Annotated in this window: 24 protein-coding genes; 12 read left to right on the top strand and 12 right to left on the bottom strand. The window is 43.2% G+C overall.

Annotated elements, in window-relative coordinates:
- Positions 1–7: 7 nt before the first annotated feature.
- The 4 genes from M301_RS00425 to M301_RS00410 all read right to left on the bottom strand — a co-directional run bounded on the left by M301_RS00425 (position 8) and on the right by M301_RS00410 (position 4,184).
- A complete protein-coding gene (locus M301_RS00425; protein WP_013146792.1) occupies positions 8–2,302 on the bottom strand; it encodes a RelA/SpoT family protein in 2,295 nt (764 codons plus the stop codon).
- Positions 2,303–2,363: 61 nt separating this feature from the next.
- Positions 2,364–2,576: a DNA-directed RNA polymerase subunit omega gene (rpoZ, locus tag M301_RS00420; RefSeq protein ID WP_013146791.1), complete on the bottom strand. Its 213-nt coding sequence runs from the start codon at positions 2,574–2,576 to the stop codon at positions 2,364–2,366.
- Positions 2,577–2,651: 75 nt separating this feature from the next.
- Positions 2,652–3,263 carry a guanylate kinase gene (gmk, locus tag M301_RS00415; RefSeq protein WP_013146790.1) on the bottom strand — a complete coding sequence of 204 codons (612 nt, stop codon included), beginning with the start codon at positions 3,261–3,263 and terminating at the stop codon, positions 2,652–2,654.
- A 42-nt stretch (positions 3,264–3,305) separates the two neighbouring features.
- A complete protein-coding gene (locus M301_RS00410) occupies positions 3,306–4,184 on the bottom strand; it encodes a YicC/YloC family endoribonuclease (protein ID WP_013146789.1) in 879 nt (292 codons plus the stop codon).
- Between the two features lie 216 nt (positions 4,185–4,400).
- Here M301_RS00410 and M301_RS00405 point away from each other — a divergent pair, with 216 nt between their 5' ends.
- Genes M301_RS00405 through hemW form a run of 6 tightly spaced genes read left to right on the top strand, consistent with a single transcriptional unit; the run spans position 4,401 to position 9,160 of the window.
- A complete protein-coding gene (locus M301_RS00405; RefSeq protein ID WP_013146788.1) occupies positions 4,401–5,390 on the top strand; it encodes a serine/threonine protein kinase in 990 nt (329 codons plus the stop codon).
- A gap of 15 nt (positions 5,391–5,405) precedes the next feature.
- Positions 5,406–6,335: a PP2C family protein-serine/threonine phosphatase gene (locus M301_RS00400; protein ID WP_013146787.1), complete on the top strand. Its 930-nt coding sequence runs from the start codon at positions 5,406–5,408 to the stop codon at positions 6,333–6,335.
- Positions 6,336–6,384: 49 nt separating this feature from the next.
- Positions 6,385–7,116: a ribonuclease PH gene (rph, locus tag M301_RS00395; RefSeq protein WP_013146786.1), complete on the top strand. Its 732-nt coding sequence runs from the start codon at positions 6,385–6,387 to the stop codon at positions 7,114–7,116.
- Positions 7,109–7,705, top strand: a complete 597-nt coding sequence (rdgB, locus tag M301_RS00390; RefSeq protein WP_013146785.1) for an RdgB/HAM1 family non-canonical purine NTP pyrophosphatase — start codon at positions 7,109–7,111, stop codon at positions 7,703–7,705. Before rph ends, rdgB begins: the two co-directional genes overlap by 8 nt.
- Positions 7,702–7,932, top strand: a complete 231-nt coding sequence (locus tag M301_RS00385; RefSeq protein ID WP_013146784.1) for a hypothetical protein — start codon at positions 7,702–7,704, stop codon at positions 7,930–7,932. The genes rdgB and M301_RS00385 overlap by 4 nt, the downstream gene beginning before the upstream one ends.
- Positions 7,925–9,160, top strand: coding sequence for a radical SAM family heme chaperone HemW (hemW, locus tag M301_RS00380; RefSeq protein ID WP_049769953.1), 1,236 nt, complete (start codon positions 7,925–7,927; stop codon positions 9,158–9,160). The genes M301_RS00385 and hemW overlap by 8 nt, the downstream gene beginning before the upstream one ends.
- A 19-nt stretch (positions 9,161–9,179) precedes the next feature.
- Here the strand turns inward: hemW and M301_RS14555 are convergent, their stop codons facing one another.
- Together M301_RS14555 and argH are read right to left on the bottom strand one after the other, a co-directional pair.
- The gene (locus M301_RS14555; RefSeq protein WP_013146782.1) at positions 9,180–10,805 is read right to left on the bottom strand and encodes a type IV pilus assembly protein FimV; all 1,626 of its coding nucleotides are present in this window, start codon (positions 10,803–10,805) and stop codon (positions 9,180–9,182) included.
- A 24-nt stretch (positions 10,806–10,829) separates the two neighbouring features.
- Positions 10,830–12,269, bottom strand: a complete 1,440-nt coding sequence (gene argH / locus M301_RS00370) for an argininosuccinate lyase (protein WP_148218561.1) — start codon at positions 12,267–12,269, stop codon at positions 10,830–10,832.
- Between the two features lie 233 nt (positions 12,270–12,502).
- Here argH and M301_RS00365 point away from each other — a divergent pair, with 233 nt between their 5' ends.
- The 6 genes from M301_RS00365 to M301_RS00340 are packed head-to-tail and all read left to right on the top strand — an operon-like array spanning position 12,503 to position 17,570.
- Complete coding sequence (locus M301_RS00365) at positions 12,503–13,495, top strand: sensor histidine kinase (protein WP_041359568.1); 993 nt, start codon at positions 12,503–12,505, stop codon at positions 13,493–13,495.
- Positions 13,492–14,250 (top strand): LytR/AlgR family response regulator transcription factor, encoded by a 759-nt coding sequence (locus M301_RS00360; protein WP_013146779.1) that lies wholly within the window; start codon positions 13,492–13,494, stop codon positions 14,248–14,250. The genes M301_RS00365 and M301_RS00360 overlap by 4 nt, the downstream gene beginning before the upstream one ends.
- 60 nt (positions 14,251–14,310) lie before the next feature.
- Positions 14,311–15,270 (top strand): hydroxymethylbilane synthase, encoded by a 960-nt coding sequence (gene hemC, locus M301_RS00355; protein ID WP_013146778.1) that lies wholly within the window; start codon positions 14,311–14,313, stop codon positions 15,268–15,270.
- 22 nt (positions 15,271–15,292) lie between these two features.
- Positions 15,293–16,075 carry a uroporphyrinogen-III synthase gene (locus M301_RS00350; RefSeq protein WP_013146777.1) on the top strand — a complete coding sequence of 261 codons (783 nt, stop codon included), beginning with the start codon at positions 15,293–15,295 and terminating at the stop codon, positions 16,073–16,075.
- Between the two features lie 17 nt (positions 16,076–16,092).
- Positions 16,093–17,133 carry a uroporphyrinogen-III C-methyltransferase gene (locus tag M301_RS00345; RefSeq protein WP_013146776.1) on the top strand — a complete coding sequence of 347 codons (1,041 nt, stop codon included), beginning with the start codon at positions 16,093–16,095 and terminating at the stop codon, positions 17,131–17,133.
- A gap of 14 nt (positions 17,134–17,147) precedes the next feature.
- Positions 17,148–17,570: a heme biosynthesis HemY N-terminal domain-containing protein gene (locus M301_RS00340; protein ID WP_013146775.1), complete on the top strand. Its 423-nt coding sequence runs from the start codon at positions 17,148–17,150 to the stop codon at positions 17,568–17,570.
- A 50-nt stretch (positions 17,571–17,620) separates the two neighbouring features.
- On the opposite strand, the gene M301_RS00335 is transcribed toward M301_RS00340, so the two are convergent.
- The 6 genes from M301_RS00335 to M301_RS00310 form a co-directional block, all read right to left on the bottom strand.
- On the bottom strand, positions 17,621–18,397 hold the full coding sequence (locus M301_RS00335) for a TIGR01458 family HAD-type hydrolase (RefSeq protein ID WP_013146774.1): 777 nt from the start codon (positions 18,395–18,397) through the stop codon (positions 17,621–17,623).
- Between the two features lie 105 nt (positions 18,398–18,502).
- A complete protein-coding gene (locus tag M301_RS00330) occupies positions 18,503–19,864 on the bottom strand; it encodes an ATP-binding protein (protein WP_013146773.1) in 1,362 nt (453 codons plus the stop codon).
- Positions 19,861–20,526 (bottom strand): response regulator, encoded by a 666-nt coding sequence (locus M301_RS00325; RefSeq protein WP_013146772.1) that lies wholly within the window; start codon positions 20,524–20,526, stop codon positions 19,861–19,863. The genes M301_RS00330 and M301_RS00325 overlap by 4 nt, the downstream gene beginning before the upstream one ends.
- A gap of 9 nt (positions 20,527–20,535) precedes the next feature.
- On the bottom strand, positions 20,536–21,063 hold the full coding sequence (locus M301_RS00320; RefSeq protein WP_148218560.1) for a diheme cytochrome c: 528 nt from the start codon (positions 21,061–21,063) through the stop codon (positions 20,536–20,538).
- Positions 21,064–21,070: 7 nt separating this feature from the next.
- Positions 21,071–21,478 carry a DUF1924 domain-containing protein gene (locus M301_RS00315; protein WP_013146770.1) on the bottom strand — a complete coding sequence of 136 codons (408 nt, stop codon included), beginning with the start codon at positions 21,476–21,478 and terminating at the stop codon, positions 21,071–21,073.
- Positions 21,471–22,109: a cytochrome b/b6 domain-containing protein gene (locus M301_RS00310; RefSeq protein ID WP_013146769.1), complete on the bottom strand. Its 639-nt coding sequence runs from the start codon at positions 22,107–22,109 to the stop codon at positions 21,471–21,473. Before M301_RS00310 ends, M301_RS00315 begins: the two co-directional genes overlap by 8 nt.
- Positions 22,110–22,114 lie beyond the last annotated feature (5 nt).

Below are 22,114 nucleotides of genomic sequence, written 5' to 3'. Positions count from 1 at the left end.
CTAGGCATTATTGAGAAGACTTTTTCGCACCATTGCCTGCAGGATTGCCCTTAGTTCGGTTAATCCGCACCACATCAGGTATTTTGCGTAAGCTACGCATTAACTCGGCTAAATGAATACGGTCTTTCACTTGCACCGTGAAGTAAAGATTAGCATAAGCGCTACCATCTTCTTCTTCCACACTCACGTTATCAATGTTAGAGCCTGCATCGGCAATGCCTGAAGCGATTTTTGCCAACATGCCAGGCTGATTGGCCACGGTGAGATTAAGGTTAGTTTTGTACAGACGCTGACTTTCTGGCTCCCATTCCACATCTAGCCATTTGTCTGGGTCTAAACGGAATTTACGTATCGCAGGGCAATCGTGCGTATGTACCACTAAGCCTTTATCTTTATTAATAAAGCCTAGAATTGGGTCACCAGGTATCGGCCTGCAACATTGCGCAAACTGTACCGCCATGCCTTCTGAGCCACGTATGGTAATGGTGTCTAACGGCTTAACTGTTTTACCGAAAATCTTGTCGAAGAACTTGCCGCCCAAGAATTTACCAATGGCGCCCTCTTCTGGCACTTCCTGCACCTCAAGCATGGCTAATAACTGGTGCGCAACCATGACGTTCTGGCGTTTGCCCAAACCAATTTCAGTCAATATTTGCGATTTCTTTTTCAGACCATAGTCGCGTATCAGCTTTTGCCAATGATCATCTGTAATTTGGCTAGGCTCCACATGCAAAGCGCGTAAAGCTTGATTGAGCATACGTTCTCCGAGGTGGGCTGACTCAGTCGATTGTTGCGATTTTAAGAAGTGTCGGATATGCGCTCGCGCACGACCTGTCACTACATAATTCAGCCAAGCAGGATTAGGTTTAGCGAGTGAACCCGTGATAATTTCCACGTGGTCACCGTTATGTAACTCTGTACGCAATGGCGCCAACTCTTGATTGATACGCACCGCCACGCAACTATTACCAATGCCTGAATGCACAGCATAAGCAAAATCAACCGCTGTCGCACCCTTAGGCAAAGCAAAAATCTTTCCTTTAGGCGTAAACACATACACCTCATCTGGAAACAGATCAATTTTAAGATGCTCAAGAAAATCGAGTGAATCCACACTTTCACTTTGAATCTCTAGTAAACGCTGTAACCACTGGTGGGTTTGCTGCTGCAATGCGGTAAGTTGCGCATCGCTGGCTTTATATAACCAATGTGCAGCTACGCCAGCATCGGCTATATTGTGCATCTCCGTGCTGCGAATCTGCACCTCAATAGGCGTCCCAAATGGGCCAAATAACGTGGTGTGTAGCGACTGATAGCCATTGGCTTTTGGAATTGCGATATAGTCTTTGAATTTGCTTGGGATGGGTTTATATAAAGCGTGCAAAGCGCCTAGCGCTAGATAACAACTCGATAAATCTTTAACAACAACTCTAAAACCGTAAATGTCGTAAATTTGCGAGAACGCCGTGGTTTTACCCGACATTTTCTTGTAAATGCTGTAAAGATGCTTTTCACGTCCAGACACCTCTGCATCAATATTCAAGGTAATCAGTTGCTGCTTGATGGATTCTAATATCTTGCTAACGACTTCTTTACGGTTACCACGTGCCGCTAAAATGGCTTTTGAAATCGCTCGAAACCGCATTGGGTAAAGATACTGAAAACTTAGATCTTCAAGCGATTGGTATATATCGTTCAAACCAAGCCGATTGGCAATTGGCGCATAAATTTCTAGCGTTTCTTTAGCAATAAGCTTTTGCTTTTCTGGTCGCATGGCTTCCAGAGTCTGCATATTATGCAAACGATCTGCCAATTTCACCAAAATCACCCGCACATCTTGCGACATTGCGAGCAGCATTTTTCTGAAGTTCTCTGCCTGCGCGACACTGGCGCTTTGAAACTCAATTTTATCTAGCTTGGTCACACCATCAACCAATTCAGCTACTTGTAGGCCAAATTTCTCTTTAATGTCGTGTGTGGAAACGTCAGTATCTTCCACTACATCATGCAATAAAGCCGCGAGTAGTGTTGGTACGTCTAAGTGCAAGTCAGCCAAAATACATGCGACAGAAACGGGATGCGTGATATAAGGCTCGCCCGTTTTGCGCACCACGCCTTCATGCGCCTGATAGGCGTAACGATACGCCTCCCAAACTTGGGCAATATCTTGTGGTTTTAAGTATTCTTTAAGACGTAAACTAAGTGCCGAATCCTCGCTGTCCGCAGGCAGCAAGGGGGCTGAAGCTAGTGCTGAACTAGGCTTGAATAACTCCGCGTTTTGATGTGTTGCGGTTTTTGGCATACCACTTTCACTAGGCTTTTTCTAAGAAATTAGGTAATAAAATTCTAAATTACGCCAGATACTAAGGATGGATGCGCGCTAGAATTTCTACGCCAATTTTACCAGCGGCGATTTCACGCAAAGCTAATACGGTTGTTTTATCACGCAAACCTTGTGTATTAATGAGTGGCTCTGCGCCATTGTGTAATTGACGTGCGCGGTACGCAGCAACTAATGTCAATTGAAAACGATTTGGAATTTGGTCTAAGCAATCATCTACTGTAATACGTGCCATGATGGTGTTTCCTAATTAATAATGAGAAATAAAGCTTCTATATTGAAAGAGTCTAATGCACTTCAATCTAGAAATTTATGTAAGTGTTTGAATTAAATCTGCATAACGTTGTAGTTGAACTGAACCTACAAGCCGTTGTGCTCGAATGATTGCGGTAATGTCTTGTAATGCCACATCAAAATCATCGTTGATTGTAACATAATCGAACTCGCTCACGTGGCGCATTTCAGTACGCGCCGCAGCAACGCGTTTAGCAATGACCTCTGCGCTATCTTGACCGCGGCCATTCAGCCTGCGCTCTAGCGCTTCGATAGACGGCGGCAACACAAAAATACTCACGGCATGTGGATACAAAAGACGCACTTGCTCGGCACCTTGCCAATCAATTTCTAAAATAATATCAAAGCCTGCAGCTAATGGCGCTTCTATAGCAGATTGTGAAGTGCCATAACGCGCCTCATGCACTTCTGCGCTTTCTAAAAATTGCGCCTCGCCCAGCATACGCAAAAATGTCGCATCATCCACAAAGTGATAATCCACGCCATTCAACTCGCTAGGACGCGGCTTACGCGTGGTGTGAGAGATGGAAAGTTTCAAATGCTCGTCTTTAGCCAGCAAAGCTTTAATCAAGCTAGTTTTGCCCGCGCCAGAAGCTGCAGTGATAATAAAAAGATTGCCTGTAGTCATACCGGTATTTTATTCTAAATTTAGCTGAATCATGTGTTTTGCCTATTCAATATTTTGAATTTGCTCACGCATTTGCTCGATTAGCACTTTCAACTCCATGGACACTTGGGTGGTTTGTACTGAAACAGATTTTGAACCCAACGTATTCGCTTCACGATTAAGCTCTTGCATCAAAAAGTCTAAACGTTTACCTGCGGGCGCGTCACTACTCAAAATACGTTTCACTTCTGAAATATGAGCAGTTAGTCTAGTCAGCTCTTCATCAACATCAATACGCTGCGCAAACATCACCAGCTCTTGTGCGACACGTTCCGGGTCAATATTTTTTAGGTTTTCTTGCAGTTTATTTTCGAGCTTTGCTTGATATTCTTTGGTGAGCGCAGGTAAGAACGGCTTAACTTTAATCACTAAAGATTCAATTTGGCTTAACCGCTCGAGCACTAACGCTTTTAATTTCTCGCCTTCACGCGCTCGCGATGCATTCAGGTCTTGCAAGCCTTTTTGGAGTAGTTTTTTCACATCTTCCAACAGTGTGTCTTGGCTCAAGGCGTCACTTAACACTACGCCGGGCCAACGCAAAATATCCGCAACACTGAGCGGTCGGCTTTGCGGAAAATACTGCTGTGCTTTAACTTGCATTGCAGCCAATTGCTGCATCAGTGCATCATCCAACTGTGTTGCCTGCCCAGCTTGAGTGCGTTGAATTAAATTAACTTTGCATTCAATTTTACCGCGACTGAGTTTTGCACTAATCAGCTCACGAATAGCGGGTTCGAAGCTTCTTAAATTTTCATCCAGTTTAAAGTGTAGATCTAAATAACGGCTATTTACCGCGCGCAACTCCAGTATTAAAGTCGCGTTATCTATAGGTGGATTGATCGATTGTTCAATGGCTGCAAAGCCAGTCATACTGAAAGTCATAATGAGAATTCCTGAAGCTGCGTTAGCTAAAACTAATAAATTAACAGCATGTTATCAAATACAAGCCGATAGATGCCAAAATAAACCATTAAATAACTTCATAAATAACTTTAAGTACAATCAATTACGCGTTATATTGCTGGATATATTCCAAGTCTGAATGCATTATTTGAATTAATTTACCCTTAATAAAACAAGTAAATAGAAAAATATCTAGTGTCATCTACTGAAAATTTAGCATTACCTACTGGTTACCAGTTACAAGATTACGAAATTAGAAAAGTCTTGAGCTCTGGTGGGTTCAGCTTCGTCTATTTAGCGCGTGATAAAGATAAAAATACGGTAGCCATCAAAGAGTATTTGCCCACTTCAATTGCTTTGCGCACCGATAGTGCAACGGTTCAACCAAATGCTGACGACGTAGCCTTATTTAGGCGCGGCCTTAAATGTTTTTTCGATGAAGGCTTATCGCTCGCTAAAATCGACCATAAAAATATCGTTCGAGTCCTTAATTTCTTTCGTGCAAATGAGACCGTTTATATGGTCATGCAGTACGAGCGTGGGAAATCATTGCAAGAATACATCTTAGGACAGCAAGGCTTAGTTTCTGAGCAGTTTATCAGACGCGTTTTTGGTGAGCTTTCCAATGGTTTAAGAGAAGTACACACACAGAAACTTTTGCATTTAGATATTAAACCCGCGAATATTTACATTCGTCTGGATGGTTCGCCTGTTCTACTGGATTTTGGCTCTGCTAGACAAGCTTTAAGTGAGAATTTAGCAAAGTTCTCACCCAGTTACACACCCGGCTTCGCTTCGCCTGAACAGTATTACGACAGAAAATTACTTGGGCCTTGGAGCGACATTTACAGCATAGGCGCAACCATGTATTCATGCTTAACACGCACTTCGCCACCCGCTGCTAATCAGCGCATTAAAAATGACTTGCTAATTCCGGCAGTCAAATTGGGCAAAGACCATTATTCGCAAAGCTTGCTTGAAATTATCGACAGTTGCTTGAGTTTAGATTATCTTGAGCGCCCACAGAGTGTGTTCTCGCTACAAAAGGCTTTGCTTGAATCTAAGCCACTTCCTGAGAAGAAGTCCAGCTTAGTGAATAAAATAGTGCTTGCACTCAATAAACCTATTTTGATGAAAAAAACACCGCTGCAAAAAGCGGCGGCAACACATACGACAATCATTTAACGTTCATCAATCATCATGAAATTTACAATTTTTCAGAATAGCCGTCAGGGCCCACGGCAATATAATCAAGACAGGCTAGCTTACTCATATAGTAAAGATGCACTATTGCTAGTGGTGGCTGATGGTATGGGCGGTCATCGACATGGCGAAATCGCCGCACAACTAGCTGTGACCACAATGACAGATGCTTTTCAACGCTTAGCTGTGCCTATGCTTTCTAGCCCAGCTAAGTTTTTAATTGACCACATGCAACAGATTCACGACATGATAGACCAGCTCACGCAAGAACGAGAACTGGTTGAAGCACCGCGCACCACCATTGTCGCTGCGGTAGTGCAACGCGGCGTATTGTATTGTGCGCATGTTGGCGATTCGCGGCTTTATCATTTTAGAGATGGTCACTTGCTTTACCGCACCGAAGACCATTCAATTGTGCAATCCCTCTATTCAAAAGGCATTATCAATAAAGATGATATGTCTACGCACCCTTATCGACACAAAGTTTATAGCTGCCTAGGCGGTGATGTGCCACCGAAAATCGACCTTTCTGATCGACAAGAATTGGCTGAAGGCGATACCATCTTATTGTGTACTGATGGTGTTTGGGGCGCAGTGACAGACGAACAGATTAAACGCATACTCAACAGCCCTTCTATTACTGACGGTGTTACTACTCTGTTAGACGTCGCCGAGAACACCAGCCAAGACCAAGGCGATAATATGAGTGCTATCGGCTTGCAATGGGGTGATAAACAAAGCAATGGCCTTGCCGTTTCAACCATCTCGATGGCAATGGGCTTAACTACTACCATCATGAATCCAACGACATACCCAAATCCGCAAAACACACAAGACGGGGCGATGGATGGCGATTTTACCGATGATGAAATTGAAAATACCATTGCTGAAATTCAACGTGCGTTGCTTAAAACCAAACGAATATAGAACTAAACGTATAATACGTACCTCAAAAGATTAATCAGGATTTAGAAGCATGCAATCAAGCAATTCAAGACCTAGCCAACGCGCTAACAATCAATTACGCAATGTCGAAATCATTCGCCATTACACCAAGCATGCTGAAGGTTCAGTATTAGTAAAATTTGGTGACACGCACGTACTATGCACAGCCAGTGTAGAAGAAAAAGTACCTGGCTTTTTAAAAGGCAAAGGTCAAGGCTGGGTGACGGCTGAATACGGCATGTTGCCGCGCTCTACTGGCAGCCGTATGGATAGAGAAGCCGCAAAAGGCAAGCAATCCGGTCGTACGCAAGAGATTCAGCGTTTGATTGGTCGCTCACTACGCGCCATTATTGATTTAGAAAAGTTAGGCGAACGCAGTATTCATATGGATTGCGACGTGATTCAAGCCGATGGCGGCACCCGCACTGCCAGCATTACAGGGGCTTATGTGGCGCTACATGACGCCATTTCTACCTTATTAAAAAACGGCAAACTTACGACAAGCCCATTAAAACAAGGCGTGGCAGCAATTTCCGTAGGTGTTTATAAAGGCACGCCAGTACTCGATTTAGATTACATTGAAGACTCAGATTGCGACACCGACATGAACGTCGTCATGACAGCAGATGGTGGCTTTGTGGAAATTCAAGGCACAGCGGAAGGCGAACCCTTTAGTCGTGATGCCATGAATGCCATGCTAGATTTAGCGGCACACGGCATCAAGCAACTCGTTATCAAACAAAATGAGGTATTAAGTGTTTAGCAAGCTCGTCATCGCATCAGGTAATAAAGGCAAGTTGCGCGAAATTGAGCACATACTTGCACCGCTACACATCGAAATCATTCCACAAAACGCGCTTAATGTACCTGAGTGTGAAGAGCCTTTTTGTACCTTCATTGAAAATGCGCTTGCCAAAGCACGTCACGCCAGTAAACACACAGGCTTGCCAGCGTTGGCTGATGACTCTGGTTTATGCGTAGATGCGTTACAAGGCGCACCTGGTGTGCTTTCTGCACGTTATGCAGGTGAACCCAAGTCCGACGAAGCAAATAATCAAAAATTGCTCAAAGTCATGGTAAACGAAAAAAATCGCCATGCGCATTTTTACTGCGTGATGGTGCTAGTGCGCCATGAACATGATCCAGAACCTATCATTGCGGAAGGCCAATGGGTAGGCGAGATATTAAGCGAATATCGTGGCAATGATGGCTTTGGTTACGACCCCATATTTTTAGACGATAAAACGGGTAAAACTGTGGCGGAGTTATCGATAGAAATTAAAAGCCGCATCAGCCACCGTGGACACGCAATGGCAAAATTATTGCAAAAAATAGAGCGATTAAGCACATGAGTACGCCTGAAAAATCAGCATGGCCTAAATGGGTACGCGACGACGACAGCGTAGTTGCATGCACAGAAAAAGTCAAAGTGATGACTGAAAACTTTGATGAAATTAAACAAATCGCCCAAGACGCATTTGAAGATGGCTTGTTGATGGAAGTTTCTGAAGAGCAAATGCGTGAGGCTTTGCATCGTCTTGTTGATATGCTGGTGAATCCTTATCAAAAAAATCATTGAAATAAAACCTGCGGCGTCGTTTGATCCAAAGCCAATTAATACCATTGCGCCACTAGCAGGCGAGGCGACTTTATCTGGCCTGACCAACCCACCGCCACTGTCTCTATATATCCATATTCCGTGGTGCGTTAAAAAATGTCCTTATTGCGACTTTAACTCTCATGAAAGCCGGCATAAAGATGGCGCAATTCCAGAAAGCGCCTATGTCGATGCCTTAATCGCAGATTTGGAGCTTGCCACGCCTAAAGTGTGGGGGCGGAAAATCAAAAGTGTATTTTTTGGCGGCGGTACGCCTAGTCTGTTTTCTGCTGAGGCGATTGACCGCATTTTGAGCCATGTGCGCATGCTTACGCCGCTAGAATTTGATGCTGAAATTACGTTAGAAGCCAACCCCGGCACTGTGGATGCTGCCAACTTTGTGGGTTATAAACAAGCAGGCGTGAATCGACTTTCGCTAGGCATACAAAGCTTTAAGAGTGATTATCTAAAAGCTTTAGGGCGCATTCACGACAGTGAACAGGCTTTTGCGGCTGTTGAACTTGCCATGAAAACCTTCGACCAAGTGAATTGCGACATTATGTATGGCTTGCCCAATCAAAGCTTAGAGGATGCCATGCAGGATGCACAAACTGCGGTGCGTTTAAACCCAACACATTTGTCTTTTTACCATTTAACTTTAGAGCCAAATACACCTTTTTATCGCACACCGCCTAGCTTGCCCGATGATGACACTAGTAGCGATATGCAAATTGCCATTGAAACACTGTTAGCTGAAAATGGTTATGAGCATTACGAAACCTCGGCTTTTGCAAAAAAAGGCAAACAGGCTAAACATAATCTCAACTACTGGCAGTTCGGCGATTATTTAGGCATAGGTGCGGGCGCGCATAGTAAATTAAGCTACCACGATAAAATCACCCGCGAAGTGCGTCCAAAACACCCCAAAGCCTATATGGAACAAGCTTTACAAGGCAAAGCGGTAGAGCGCGAGTGGCTAATACCGCAAAATGAGCTAGGTTTTGAGTTTATGATGAACGCGCTAAGGCTGATTGATGGGGTACCTGTGGATTTATTTCAGCAGCGCACAGGTTTAAATATTCGTACGCTACAAGCCGCGATTAAAACAGCACAAAGCAAAGGATTGTTAATCATTGAAGCTGGCAATATACAGCCGACTTTACTAGGACAGCGCTTTTTGAATGAGCTTCTAGAGCTGTTTCTGCCTTAATTAAGGCTTAAATTCAGAGCTATTCTTGATTAGAAAATTTGTCGCGGAGATCCAAAATATCACGCAGTAGCTTAATTTCCAACAGCACTTCTAAACCAAAGCCACCACGCTCACTGTCACGATTATCGGTTAATAGCGCATCTAAATAACTCTTTGTTTCTATCAGTTTTTCTAAGTTCCGATCACACTCACCCCAAAGCTTCATCAAAGCCTCAATAATGTGCGGAAACTCTAACAAACTAGTCGCGATAACCATTGGTAGCGGTAAGTTATCCCATGTTGGCTGAATCACATTAAAAGTTTGATGTAATTGGTGTGCGCTTTCTAAAAACGCTTCTTTTTGATTGGTTTTTCTATAAATATCCAACAGCGCCAGCCAGTGATCTAACGATGCTTTTGGAGCAGATTGAATTTGTGCCTTCAGTATCAGAATCGCCTCTTTTTCACGATCAATATTGACGTAAATTCTAGCTTGCTCAAGAACTAAATCACCCTCTTCTTTGTTTTTCAAAGACATGATGGCATCTAAATCATTATCTGAAATACTGCCTGAGAACTCACTCGATGTTAGAGAGAAATCTACTGTAGCGGGCGTTTCGTCAACTTCATCAACAACACTCGCGAATTCTTTTTTATCCATAGGCTCGAGTTTATCTGCCGTGAGATAACTAAAGACTTCTGTTTGCTTGCATCTATATCGATAGACCGCAAATGCTGAAGCTAAAATGAATAAGGCTAAAAGAAATTGTAAGCCAAATTGAGAAATGAGCGACTCTTGCTGTGTGATCGATGCTGCCGTTGCACTAGCTGGCGTTTGAGCCGCTGGCGATAGCACGCGTTTAATGACTTTAGGCTTTGCTGGTTCTGGCACGTTTGCAACAGCTACAGGAGTAGGAGCCACAACTGGCGAAGCTACTGGTGTTGGTGTTGGTGTTGGTGTTGGTGTTGGTGTTGGTGTTGGTGTTGGTGTTGGTGTTGGTGTTGGTGTTGGTGTTGGTAATACGTTAGAGACTTGTGGTGCTGCAGGCAAGCTTTGCACACGCTTTGCTTCCACGTTAAGTGCCGCCATCACGTCTTGTAAATGTGCCAGCTTTGTATTTAGTTTTTCTAAGTCGACCTTAAGCTGTTCATTTCTTTTCACCAAATCTTCGTATTTGGTCTGCATTTCTGAAGTTAGCGCAAACTGATTAGCATCTTTCAGACCATAGCTCATTTGTAATTCTGGTTGAGTTGCTGGACTGCTGTGATGCTCAGCTTTTGTAGATGGGTGCCTAATTCTGCCACTATGCTTAGCCAAATATTTAATATTGGGTATGACAATCAAGCTTGCTTGATTGGTCGTTGTATAAGCATTCAGATTAGGGCGCATTTCTTGGCTTAAATGCAGCGTTCTCTGTATAAATAAATGCTGCATTCTTTTGTTTTTTGGATAAAACAAAGACGATAAACTTTGCACACTTTCACCAGATAACAATGGCCAAGTAATCGTTGTAGACTCACGGTCATCTAGTTGCTGTAGCGTAGTATCTTGTTGAGCAGGTATTTCTTGTGGAATATCTTGTGCCAGCGAAAAATTAGCATGCATTGCGACTAATAAAGCCAATGCCAGGTTAGTTTTTTTTAATTTTTTTTCGCTAAAAATCAATTCACACCTTTATTTTATAATCGTTCAACTCATTGATTTTCTAACGCGTGCAATGGCTGCTTTAACTTGCTCAGGTGCCGTGCCGCCAATATGGTTGCGGCTGTTTAATGAACCTTCTAAAGTTAACACAGCATAAACATCTTCACCAATTTCAATTGCAAATTCTTGTAAAGTTGTCAGTGGTAAATCACTTAAATCCACCTTTTTATCTACCGCGTAGCGCACAGCCAAAGCTACCGCTTCATGCGCATCTCTAAACGGCATACCTTTTTTAGCTAAATAATCGGCCAAATCTGTAGCTGTAGCATAACCCTCAAAAGCTGCTTGGCGCATATTGTCTTTATTCACTATAAAGCCTTTTTTAACCACTACGCCGTCTTCTACGACTGGCAAACGCAGCATGTCTGCGTAAATTTGCAGGGTGACCAGTAAGGTATCAGCCGTATCAAATAACGGCTCTTTGTCTTCTTGGTTATCTTTGTTGTAGGCTAGTGGCTGACCTTTCATCAAAGTGAGCAACGCGGTTAAATGGCCGTAAACCCTACCTGTTTTGCCTCGTACCAATTCTGGTACGTCCGGATTCTTCTTCTGCGGCATGATAGATGAGCCTGTACAAAATCTATCAGCAATATCAATAAAGGCAAATCTTGGTGAGCTCCATAAGATTAGCTCTTCGGATAATCTTGATAAATGCGTCATCACTAATGAAGCAGCAAAAGTAAATTCAATGGCAAAATCACGGTCAGAAACTGCATCTAGTGAGTTTTCACAAACGCCATCGAAACCTAGTTTTTTAGCAACTAACTCCCTATCAATCGGGTAGCTTGTCCCCGCCAATGCTGCGGCGCCCAAAGGCAGTTTATTGATACGTTTTCTACAGTCAACAAAACGTCCAGTGTCTCGCGTCAGCATTTCGACGTAGGCCATTAAATGGTGCCCAAAGGTGACTGGTTGCGCTACCTGTAGATGCGTAAAACCTGGCATCACCGTATCAAAGTGTGCTTCTGCTAAATCTAACAAACTTAGCTGCAGTCCTTTTAAGCCTGCAATGACATCATCTGTAGTGGCTCGCAACCATAACCTCACATCGGTTGCCACTTGGTCGTTACGGCTTCTGCCAGTATGTAAGCGCTTACCTGCATCACCAATTTTATCAGTTAAACGCTTTTCAATATTTAAATGTACGTCTTCTAAATCTAACAACCATTCGAATTGACCGCTCTCGATTTCTTGCAAAATTTCCGCTAAGCCTGTTTCGATAGACTTAACGTCATCCAAACTAATAATTTTTTGTGCGCCCAACATTTGTGCATGGGCAATAGAGCCTTGAATATCAAACGCCGCCAAGCGTTGATCAAAACTTACAGAAGCTGTGTATTTCTTCACTAACTCAGCGACAGGCTCGTTAAATCTGCCTGACCAACTGGTATTTTTGTTATTTAATGCGCTTGTCTTTTTTGTCACTTTCACTTTTTCTTTCTTATCTTACGGCTCGAATGTCTATTTCATAGTTTCGGATTAAATTTTACTCAAGTGCTTATCACACCATTTTTAATCACTACTTTGACTTTTTATATCAATTATTGCTTAATAATAATACACTTATGTGATTAGTATAATGCATATTGCAAAGATTACGATTTAACTAATGCGCAAAAAAGACCAAATAACAACATTTGACGTGCATGAATCATGCCATGAGAAAAAGTAACCGCCTTCCTAACCTACGTAACCTAGGCGTGGCGTTACGCATTTTAGTGATTACCAATGCATTATTAGCGCTCACTGCGATGATCTTAAGCAGCAATGCTGCCGAGTTTGTAACACTTGTGACAAACATCTCAGCAATCGCGCAACCCATGCTGCTATTGAGCTTACTATTGTTATACGCAAGCTACCCACTACTCAAAAAGCTACGTTATAGGCACGGCATAACCGCCATTTTTATCATTGTTTTGTTCGCTTGTTATAGTTTACATTGGCTACTCACACAAGCCTTGATATTTGACAATTTACCATCGATTAAACGTACGATTTTTTATGCATTTATTGTGTGTAGTATCATCTTGCATTACTTTAATCTTCAAGAGCGCGCTTATTCTCCAGCAATTGATGAAGCTAGACTCCAAGCACTACAGGCACGCATTCGCCCGCATTTTTTGTTTAATTGTATTAACGCAGTGCTGTCGCTGATTCGCAGCCAGCCCAAACGTGCTGAAACTGCATTGGAAGATATGGCAGACTTATTTCGCGTGCTGATGGCAGATAATCGCGATTTAGTCCCGTTAGCGCAGGAAATCGCCTTATGCAGACAATATTTAGCCTTAGAAAAGTTACGCCTAGAAGAGCGGCTTATTATTGAATGGAAAGTCGATGACATGCCGCCAGATGCACTTATACCACCATTGCTATTGCAGCCGTTGATAGAAAATGCGGTCTATCACGGCATAGAACCGTTAGCAACTGGTGGTAAAATTACCATCCAAATCTACACCAAGCGTAATGAAGTTCACTTAGTCCTCAGCAATCCTTACAGTATCAAAAACACTAAACATATTGGTAACCAAATGGCGCTGAAGAACATTAAGGAGCGTTTAACTTTGCATTTTGACCTTGAAGCCTCATTAAAAAGTAGCCTATCAAATGGTGAGTATCAGGTCCATATTACTTTGCCACATACGACTAAATGACCAACTCGTTAAACATATTAATTGCAGATGATGAAGCGCCAGCTCGCAATCGCTTGCGTGAACTTTTAAGCGACATTAGCCATGTTAATGTTGTTGCAGAAGCTAAAAATGGGCAGGAAGCACTCAGCTTAGCCAATATACATCAGCCGGACATCGTTTTACTCGACATTCGTATGCCAGGCGTAGACGGCATTGAAGCGGCTCAACATTTGCAAAAAATGACTAAGCCGCCTGCCATTATCTTTACCACCGCTTTTGATAGCTATGCCATGCAAGCTTTTGATATGAGCGCAGTAGATTACTTATTGAAGCCAATTCGTTTGGAGCGCCTGCAAAGCGCCATACAAAAAGCACGCGCCCTATTGCCCAGCCAGCTTGAGGCAATCGCGCCACTGAGTCCGCAAAAGACACATTTCAGCATTTCTGAACGTGGGCGAATTTTATTGATTCCCGTTGCTGATGTAATATATTTGCGTGCTGAGCTTAAATACATCACTGTGCGGACCGCAGAAAAAGAATACCTTCTTGAAGAGTCGCTTAATAATTTAGAGCACGAATTTCATAATATTTTCATTCGTTTACATCGTAATTGTTTAGTGGCAAAAGCCTATATTCTAGGCTATGAAAAACGTCACCAAGAGTTTGATGAAGATGGCAATAAAAGTTGCGAAAAACATTGGGTCGCCTTATTAAAAAACACCGATGAGACGATCGCTGTCAGCCGACGTCAACAACATCTCATCCGCGCAAACTAAAGCTACATCGCTGCTTGTGCTAAAATAAAACTTACCCATTAAACTGCCTATTTTAAGCTTATGAATACTCCTAGCCCAACTTCCTTTCAAACACCCAGCAAACTGGTAATTGCATCACGCGAAAGCCCATTAGCAATGTGGCAAGCCTTGCATATTCAAAGCCGTTTGCAAGCGCTTTACCCTTCCACTATTGTGGAAATCTTGGGCATGACCACCACTGGCGATCAAATTTTAGATACACCTTTGGCAAAAGTCGGCGGCAAAGGTTTGTTTGTAAAGGAGCTAGAAACTGCATTGGAAGATGGCCGTGCAGACTTGGCTGTTCATAGCATGAAAGACGTGCCAATGAACTTGCCTGAAGGCTTTATGATGGCTGCCACTGGTGAACGTGAAGATCCTCGCGACGCCTTTGTTTCAAATGACTTTAACTCACTTGAAGACTTGCCTGAAGGGAGTATTGTTGGTACTTCTAGCCTGCGTCGTCAGAGCCAATTACAAGCACGTTTACCGCATTTAAAAATCGAATCCTTACGTGGTAATTTGCAAACGCGCCTTCGCAAACTGGATGAAGGTCAATACGCCGCGATTATCCTCGCCGCAGCGGGTTTGATTCGCTTAGGACTTAGCGCCAGAATTCGCAATGTGATTTCACCTGAATTAAGTATTCCTGCGGTTGGCCAAGGTGCTTTAGGCATAGAAATCAATGCGAACCGCCCTGATTTGTTAGCCGTTTTAGCCCCATTAAATCACCCAGATACACAAGTATGTGTTGAAGCAGAACGCGCCATGAGCCGTGCGCTCGCGGGCAGTTGCACCGTGCCACTTGGCGCTTATGCAACATGCAAAGGCGAGGAGATTAGCATCACTGGCTTCGTAGCGAGTGTGGATGGTAAGCAAATGCTAATAGAGACTGCCAACGGTAACAGAAACCAAGCGGATGCTTTAGGCAAAGCGTTAGCCAATCAATTGTTGGCAAAAGGCGCTAACGACATTCTCTCTGCGCTTGATGGTCATAAGTAAATAGCGAAAGTAGTCATTATTCATGATGGCAGATAATGTACTAAAAGGTTTGCACGTTGCGGTCACCCGGCCTGTCGACCAAGCTGAAAGTATCTGTGAGGCGATTCAACACCATGGCGGTGATGCGATTTCATTTCCATTGCTCGCCATTTCGCCTTTAGACGATTATCATGAATTTGAAAATGTCATTGCCGACCTTGAGCAAGCTGACTGGGCAATCTTTATTAGCACCAATGCGGTTGATAACTCATTACCGAGAATTCTCAAAAAATTTGGCAATGTGCCTGAAAATCTGAAATTTGCCGCAATTGGTCATCAAACCGCTAAAGAACTCAGTTTGTATGGCGTTCATCAAGTGCTGATACCACACACACGTTTTGACAGCGAAACCTTACTGGCACTTGCTGAAATGCACGATGTTGAGAATAAAAATATCGTCATTTTTCGTGGAGTTGGCGGGCGCGACATGTTAGCAAATACGCTTAAATCTCGCGGCGCAAATGTCACATTTGCCGAATGCTACCGTCGCATTAACCCACAAACTGACGCACAATTTCTGAATAGTGAATGGCAGCAAGGTCATTTAAATGCCGTCATCGTGACGAGCAGTGAAGCCATGCGCAATTTGTTAGATATAGCAGGCGAATCCGAATGGCTGCGCCGCGTCACGCTGTGTGTTAATCATGCCCGAATCGCCGAGCAGCCACTGCAGCTTGGTTTTAAAGTATTAGTGACTGAAGCACCAGGCGATGATGCGATGATTAAATGTTTATCTCAGTTGGCTTTATCTCAAGTAGCGAATTAAACAAGTGATGAATTACAATGGCTGACACACCAAACACCTCAATTTCAGATAGACGTAAGCCCTCACTCTTCGCCAATACCGCGTTGATACTGGGTATAATCGCATTGCTAACACTCGCATGGCAATGGGTAAACACTCGCCAGCGATTTAATGAAGTAGAAAAGTCGCTCAGCCAAAAACTTGAAGACTATCAAGCAAACAACCAACAAAGCTTGGCGCTTGCGAAAAAGGCAGAAGAACGAAGTACTGAAGCCAACGCCCGCACGGTAATTTTAGAGCAAAAATTAGAAGAGTCACGTGACCAGCAAGATGTACTGCAAACACTTTATGATCAGCTCGCTGAGAACCGCGAAGCTACTGCTGTGGCTGAAGTTGAGCAGCTATTAACGATTGCCAACCAACAACTGCAACTTGTAGGCAATGTAAAAACTGCTTTATTAGCGTTGCAGGCGGCAGATAAGCGCTTGGAGCCACTCAATTTACCGCGAGCAAATCAGCTAAGAGAAACTCTCGCACTTGAAATAGAGAATCTGCGAAAATTACCGCAAGTAGATGTAGTAGGCATGAGTGCACAACTAGAAACCTTAGCTGATTTATGTGCGACCATACCGTTAATCAGCGAACGTCAGCCTACACTCAATGCAAATGCGGCTCAGCAAAATATTGCCAAAACCACACACCTAAATACTTTGCAAAAAGTCACCTACCCCATTTGGAACGATATTAAAAATCTAGTCACGGTAGAGCGCATTGATAAACCCGAGCCGCCACTACTATCAACAGATCACGCATTTTATCTGCGCGAGAATTTAAAATTGCGTTTGCTCACCGCTAGAATTGCGTTATTGCAGCATGACGAAGTGAGTTATAAAGCGGATCTTGCCACCGTTACGGCATGGATCAATCAATATTTTGATGCCAAACACCCAAACGCCACACAAGCATTTAAGTTATTAAAAAAATTATCTGGCAACAACATTGATATTCAGTTGCCACAACTGACGGAAAGTATCGCAGCTGTGAACCGTTATAAATTAAGTCTAGAAAAATCAGATTAAATCAGCAATCAATCATGATAAAACGCAAAATATTTTGGTGGTTATTCATGGCGTTACTGCTACTAGCCGTGGTATTAATAGCCAGTAACAATCAGGGTTATGTGCTGATTGTGCGGCCACCCTATCGCCTGCAATTTTCGTTCAATTTTTTACTGATTTTGATTGTATTGGGCTTTTTACTACTCCATTACTTTTTAAGATTTGTGCATTTTTTACGATTCTTACCCGCCAATAGACGTAACAAACAAGAAGCGCAACGCCTAAAAGCCAGCAACGACTGGTTGCTAGAAGGCATGCATGCACTCGCGGAAGGCGATTTTGAAAGTGCCGAAACTGCTATTAATCATGCGCATGATTTAATTCAAAATGCTGACCATGAAAAGCTATTGGCAGCACTGGCATTAGAAAAAAATAAACAGGGGTTTTTATTTAAGTGATGGCAAACCTTGTTAAGCACGCGTAGCTAAACAATAAGCTTAAAAAAGCTTCATAATCCAAGTAATTTAGGTAAATCAGCAATCGAGTCAATAAGTAAGTCTGGTTTAACTTGAGATGCCTCAGCATAGTTTTGGCGATATTTACCTGTTTTCACCAATATTCCTGTTAGTCCAATTTGTTGGCTTCCACCAACGTCCACATCAATATCATCGCCTATCATGGCTACTTCAGATGATTTAAGTCCCATATCATCTAAAGCAATCTGAAAGAAATCGGCAGAAGGCTTACCTATAATCATGGCTTTCACGCCGCTGGCATATTCTAAAGCCTCCACAAACCCACCAATATCCATCTGTAAACCATGTTCAGTCTGCCAAAACTTATTTTTATGAATCGCAATCAGTTTCGCACCTTGCATCAAATCATTAAACACCTGATTTAAAAGCGTGTAAGACCACGTGCTTCCAATATCACCAATGACGATGTAATTTGCAGCAGCTACAGATTGATGGAATTCTTTGAAGTCCTGTTTTACATCCTCAGCTAATAACAAACGACAAACTGGATTTTTTTGACGTTGTAAATAAAATAAGGTCGCTTGCGGGGCGCTGATAATTTCATTGATGGGGATTGCAAAGCCTAGCTTATTGATTTTTTGCTGAAGAGAAACCAAAGATAAGGTGCTAGTGTTGGTAACAAAGCGGCATATATGGCTGGCGCGTAACTTTTCAATTGCTTCTACGGCGCCATCAATCGCATTTGAACCTGTGTAAAGCACACCATCCAAATCAAATAAAATACCTTTTAGAGCAGATAAATCACTCATATCAGCACCTCACTAAAGATAGATTTCAAAAAATTCCCAGCGCATCATTCTATGACAGCAGAACAACGTATATATTACAAACTACAAAAAACCCGCACTAAATTCTTAGAGTAAATGGTCTGTAGCATCAGGTTGGGGATTAGGCCAAATCACTCGTACCAACAATCCCTGTCCTGATTCACTATCAGTAAGTTCTAGCCTTGCTCCGTGCAACTCAACAATGCGACGGACAATCGACAAACCGAGCCCACTACCTTCTTCACCGCTACCAGAGATGCGATAAAAACGTTGTAACACTTGCTCGCGCTCAACCTCAGGAATCCCTGGCCCAGTGTCACGCACCTCTAAGTGAACACCATTAATATGAGTCACTTTGATGGACACTAGACCACCTGCAGGTGAATAACGAATAGCATTATCTAACAAATTACGTAGCAATAACCCAAGTTGAACATCATCTCCAAACATGTAACAAGTTTGCCCTTCTTCAAGCAGCATTTCAATGTGCTTTGCACGTGCTAAAGGCTCTAAATTAGCCATCGCAGTCGCAGCTAAGCCCTGTAAGTCAACTTGCTTAAAACCTGCGGCGGCGGCTTCTGGGTCTATTCTAGCCAAAGTAAGTAACTGCTCAACCAATCTAGTCGCACGATCAACGCCATGTAGAACATTCTCCAATGCAGCATTGCGTTCTGCTTTATTGGTAGAACGTAATGCCACTTGCGCTTGAATTTTAAGCGCCGCGAGTGGCGTGCGCAGTTCATGTGCGGCATCAGCTGTAAAACGTCTTTCGCCTTCAAAGGCGTATTCTAAACGTGCAAATAATTCATTAAGCGACTTTACTAATGGTAGAACCTCATCGGGCACATCCATCATTGCGAGCGGTTCAAGCTGCTTTGCTGCACGCTCTGTAACCTCATGTTTTAATCGCTGCAGAGGTCTCAAGCCCGTACTAATGCCAAACCAAATCAGTAACGCCAGTACTGGCAAAGCGGCCAACGTAGGTATCAGCATCCGGATTGTAATGTGGCGCGCTAAAGACTCTCGCCCTGCTAGCGGCTGAGCAACTTGAATCATAAACTCATGATTCGTATCCCATCTAGTGAATACACGCAACGGTTGACCGCTGATAATGGTGTTGCTATATCCCCCTTTAGCGGTCATAGCAGTAGTGGGCGCAGTCGTAGAACGTAATAACAAATCATGCTCATCCCAAATTTGAAAAGCTAATTTTTGTTCATATTCGTGTGAAACTTGAATTTCATCTTCACCATGTTCAATACGTTCGTGTATCTCATGACGCGTTGTACCAAGCAGCACCTGAGCAGATTGGGCAAGTTGCGCATCAAATAATCGATTGATTTCTTCTCGTGACTCTAGGTGAGTAAACCATGCAGCCACTAGCCAAGCTACGCCTAGCCCAACAGACAATAGCAACACTAGACGCAATCGCAATGATTTCATACTCATGCTGACTCCTTATCTATCACATAACCAACACCTCGTATGGTTCGAATCAATGCGGAGCCTAATTTCTTGCGCAAGTGATGAATATGTACCTCTACCGAGTTGCTCTCAACCTCTTCGCCCCAGCCATAAAGATGCTGCTCTAACTGCTCGCGTGATTGCACACGACCAGCATGTAGCAAAAGTTCATGAAACAAGGAAAATTCGCGCGCGGCAAGCTCAACTATTTGACCGTTTTTACTCACTTGGTGTGTAGAGGGCGTCAATTCAATGTCACCATGTTGCAAAGTGAGTGTGACTTGACCAGCGCTGCGACGCAGTAAAGCATTCAATCGCGCAATCAATTCATCTAAATCAAAAGGTTTGATTAGATAATCATCAGCGCCAGCATTCAAGCCAATCACCCGGTCAGCAACCGTATCTCGTGCAGTAAGCACAAGCACTGGTAGAGCTAAATTGGCACCTCGCAGCCATTTAAGCACATCGATACCACTTAACTTAGGCAAACCTAAATCTAGCACCATCAATGCATATTCTTCAGTTTCTAGCGCTAGTTTTGCGGCTTGTCCATCTTGTGTCCAATCTACAGCAAATCCTGCTTGCTTCAAGCCAGCTCGTACGCCATCGCCCAGCAGGGCATCGTCCTCTACCAATAGAACTCTCATTCGATTATATTAACGTGGAATCTTAACCTGCGACTCAGAAAAATCACCTTTTTCTGCGCCTTTGTGACAAGCGATACAATTTGATGGGCTGCCTATGCTTTTACGTTTAAAAGTATTAGCAGAAACCTCGTCATGCTTGGCTACAAAGTAAGGTGTTTCACTAATTCGAATTAGCGTCGCAGCTGCAGGAATAGATTGATTAATACGATTTGAACGGCGATTGGCTTGCTTGTCTGCGCTATTTTCTGCTAAAAATTTAGCAATTTCATCATGCGCTGCAGTATCCAAACTCGCATTTTCGCCAAAATGTTGATCTAGCCCTGCCATTACTTTGTTCCATGAGCGCTCAGGCAATAAAGCTGGATGATAAAGCATATGGCAACTGCTACATTCTGATTTCCATTTTGCGTTATTGACTACTGGCATTTGACTGCCATGGCTTTCGCCACCTTCGCCAAAACCACCACTAGCCAATAGCGTTCCAGCTGAAGTAATGCTAGTTATTAATACCAAGAGTTGCATCCATTTTTTCATCATATCGCCTTTACTTCACGCTGGTTAAATATTGAATATAGTCGCCTTTTTCTTGAGCCGTACAAGCACGCTCCAGCACATCTTTGCAATTACGACCAAACCATTTTTCCACCTTAGTTGCATCAGTAAAACGCTGAGGATTAGCAATAGTCGCCATCGGCTCAATCACTTTGTTAGCACGAGTTTTACCTTGCTTACGCGGATCTGAAGTGTGACAAGTTGCACAGCTCACTTTTTTACCATCGCTATGCGTACGTTCTGCTTTAAAAAAGCTAGCTCCACGTTCAGCCGAGAATCCTGCAAAAGCTGTATTCTCTTGCTTAGCTTGCACTTCATATTGCTTGAGCAGCTCTTGGGACGTTGCTGCAAATGCATTCATACTAAAAATTAACCCTAATAAATAAAATGAATTACGCATGATGATCTCCTTCATTTAAATTACTTTGCTCAACCTCATATTGGTAACCAGTGACCATCGCTTGCGCAAGCGGTGTTTTATCTTTGCGCTCATGCCAAATAAGTGCTGCGATATGAATCACTACAAAACCCATTAACAGGTAAAAGATAAACTCATGCGGCTCCTCAACAATTTCTTTCAACCACGGCATGTCACCTATCCAAGCATTAAGCGGCCCCATGCTATGCTCAATTGCAGCAAGAGAAAGACCCGTAATCGCCATCGTAATCAGCAATAAATAAACCAACAGATAAACGCCACTAGCTAAAGTATTGTGTCCAAAACGAGGTTTGGCTTGCAGGTTAAAGTTGCGTACCGCATCCCACCAAACGATTGGATGCCACATATCAGAAAACCTTGCATGGCGAGAGCCTACAATGCCCCATGCTAGCCGAGCGACAATGCCAACAACTAGTCCATAGCCTATGTAAATGTGAAGATGCCACAGCATTTTTTCTCCAGCGCCTTTTTCAAAAAGGTCAGAGAGCCAAACGGTGGTCATAAGGAAGAGAATGGCCAAGCCATTCCAGAGGTGAATCAGCCGCAGAATGGGGTCATAGACCTTTTTTCTTTGGTATGTGATGGTTTCCATGATTT

Source organism: Methylotenera versatilis 301 (genome assembly GCF_000093025.1).
In the GTDB taxonomy this organism is placed as follows: Bacteria; Pseudomonadota; Gammaproteobacteria; order Burkholderiales; family Methylophilaceae; genus Methylotenera; species Methylotenera versatilis.
Note: the sequence above shows the minus strand (reverse complement) of the source record. Positions and strands in the feature narration are given on the sequence as shown.